The organism is Caldisericum sp. (assembly GCF_049967455.1).
Taxonomy (GTDB): Bacteria; Caldisericota; Caldisericia; order Caldisericales; family Caldisericaceae; genus Caldisericum; species Caldisericum exile_A.
The window spans coordinates 1-2,199 of the sequence record NZ_JBMFSR010000085.1 but is presented as its reverse complement, the minus strand read 5'-3'; the positions used below and the strand labels follow the sequence as shown (position 1 = coordinate 2,199).

The window sequence follows — 2,199 nt, the reverse complement described above, 5'->3', positions numbered from 1 at the left end:
AGATAAACTCTATTAAAAATGGTATTGCACTTATAGAACAAAGACTTGATTTTAGCTCATATGTTCCTGAAGGCTTTGGGACAGGCGATTTAGTTTTAATCGATGGAAACTTATTAGAAATAGTTGATTTAAAGTATGGAAGAGGGGTAGCGGTAGAGCACATGGTTTGCATCCATGGGGTCAGGGGTTCAAATCCCCTCATCTCCACCATATTTTACCCTTTTTATATCTGGTGTAGCTTTAAACGAAACTCTGAAGCAGAGAAATCAAAAGTTCAAACTGTTTGGATTCAGTGAGACTTTACTGTAATTTGCTTAATTAAAATATACCAAAATAAGGCTTTCTCTTCTTTTGTCATGTGCGGGTATTTTTCTTGCTTGTTATATAGACAAAATTTCATTTTCCCCCAGTTCTTTGCCCGTGTGATCTTTCTTTCAATTGTTTTTATCTCATCTCGATAGTCTTTAAAAGTTTTTCTTCCAAATCAATTTCTTTTAATTTTCTGTTACAGTATGTATCTCCTTCATAAATAGGAAGGCAAACATAGCAAGGAGTATTTTGTTTTATTTGGAAAGTCACATTATGTTTTATCTTTAGCGCAGTAGATTAATCTTGAGAATAAAGAGGTAAACTTTTTTCTTACGGAGGCTTTTTTATTTTTCCTGATATCTTGGTCTGTCTTCCATTTTTCATAAGGTATAATTGCCTCGTGCTTTCCTGGATAGAATTTCCATTCTAACTCTGAACTCTTCTTTTTAATGTGAATTCTCTTTTATGCTAAATATCCGGAATAAAAAGGAATTGTCTTTTCCCTTTTGATTCCGATTGACCTTTCGAAGTCTTCTAAACTTGCTATCATTGACATTGCGAGTCTTTCCGTAGTCGTTGAAGTATCAAACTGCTGAGTGATAGACACAAAGGCAATGCCTTGTTTTCAAATAATTGAAGAGTATTAAAAATCTACAATGAAGAGACTTAACCTATCTATTTTATAGACCAAAACGACACCAAAAAGCTTATTCTGTGCGTCTTTTGAAAGTTCTTGGAATGCTCGCCACTTTGTCAAACCGCTTGAAAGCCTTGCATCTTAATAAATTTTTAAACGATTTACAGTTTTGGGCCTTGACATATTCCAGAATTCGCTCTTTTTGCAATCCAAGGCTTTCGACTTCCTCTGCTTGATTGGGAATGGAAACCCTTATGTACTATCGTAGTTTTCATTTGCTATAAATCTCCATTTTTCGGGATTTTGCTATACATCTTTTCTTTAGCTAAATTGTTCATATTGCGCAACTCAACCTTTTATCTATCCTTGATCAAAAATTAATGGATGACCAAGCCAATGCTTAATGCCTGCACACGAAATGATTAATCCTAACCTGAGCGACCCTCCAAATTTATCATATATTTTCTTTGGTACAACATAGATTTAATGTATAATTTGAGCATATAAAAAAGATAGTGCTTTCACTTACTGGGCGATGAAGCACACTATCTTAATGAGTTGAAAATATGACAAACAAAAATGAAAAAATCCAAACAGGAAGAACTCGTATGAAATATAGATAGATAGTATTGAAAAAACATCAGATTCATTTCCCGACAAAGCAGGTCTTGCACTGTTTGAACAGTATCTTTCAAAGATAGGGATACACCACAAGGTTACGAAATACTTCGGGAGTACCAGAAAAATCAGGAAAGGAATACCAATTGAAAGAACATTCAAGCAGTTATTCTGTTTCATTATGAGATTGTATATCGCTTTATCTAAAACATTTTGACGGCTTTTTAAGCGATAGCGGGGGTATACAGAGACAATAGAGAATGGCGTCATAGGAATGTTGAACTTTCACAGTGCAAAGAGATTCTTCAAGTCACTCCTGTTAGATTATGGCAAAATGAATATCTAATTGATGCTGTCTTCGGAGGTGGAATATCCATAAACCATTCTGACACAGTAATAGAATCTCTCACTCATATCAGAATCCGCTGAAAAGGAGTGTGGATTACAAAAGAGGTGTAAAAAAGGCATTATTTGCATGAAAAGCTATCATACAACATTTAGAAGGATGCTTATTGAGAATGCAAATAAGATTACCCATACAGGTAGAAAAATTATTTTCAAAGTGCAATAACCTGTTGAAAAAGGTCACAGGTTTTAGAAGATTAAGTCCAACTGTTATCGCATAGAGATAGAAT

Annotated in this window: 2 protein-coding genes, 1 tRNA gene and 1 pseudogene; 2 read left to right on the top strand and 2 right to left on the bottom strand. The window is 34.3% G+C overall.

Annotation, left to right across the window (positions count from 1 at the left end):
• Together ACP5SP_RS07860 and ACP5SP_RS07855 are read left to right on the top strand one after the other, a co-directional pair.
• Nucleotides 1–155, top strand: a pseudogene (locus ACP5SP_RS07860) (DUF2800 domain-containing protein); the annotation flags it as partial.
• Nucleotides 144–210 (top strand) — tRNA-Ala (locus ACP5SP_RS07855). The pseudogene ACP5SP_RS07860 and the gene ACP5SP_RS07855, both read left to right, overlap by 12 nt.
• A gap of 562 nt (nucleotides 211–772) precedes the next feature.
• On the opposite strand, the gene ACP5SP_RS07850 is transcribed toward ACP5SP_RS07855, so the two are convergent.
• Both ACP5SP_RS07850 and ACP5SP_RS07845 read right to left on the bottom strand, forming a co-directional pair.
• Nucleotides 773–925 (bottom strand): hypothetical protein, encoded by a 153-nt coding sequence (locus ACP5SP_RS07850; RefSeq protein ID WP_428076505.1) that lies wholly within the window; start codon nucleotides 923–925, stop codon nucleotides 773–775.
• Nucleotides 926–2,006: 1,081 nt separating this feature from the next.
• Nucleotides 2,007–2,199: hypothetical protein (locus ACP5SP_RS07845; protein ID WP_428076503.1), on the bottom strand; the 193-nt coding region annotated here is incomplete at its 5' end.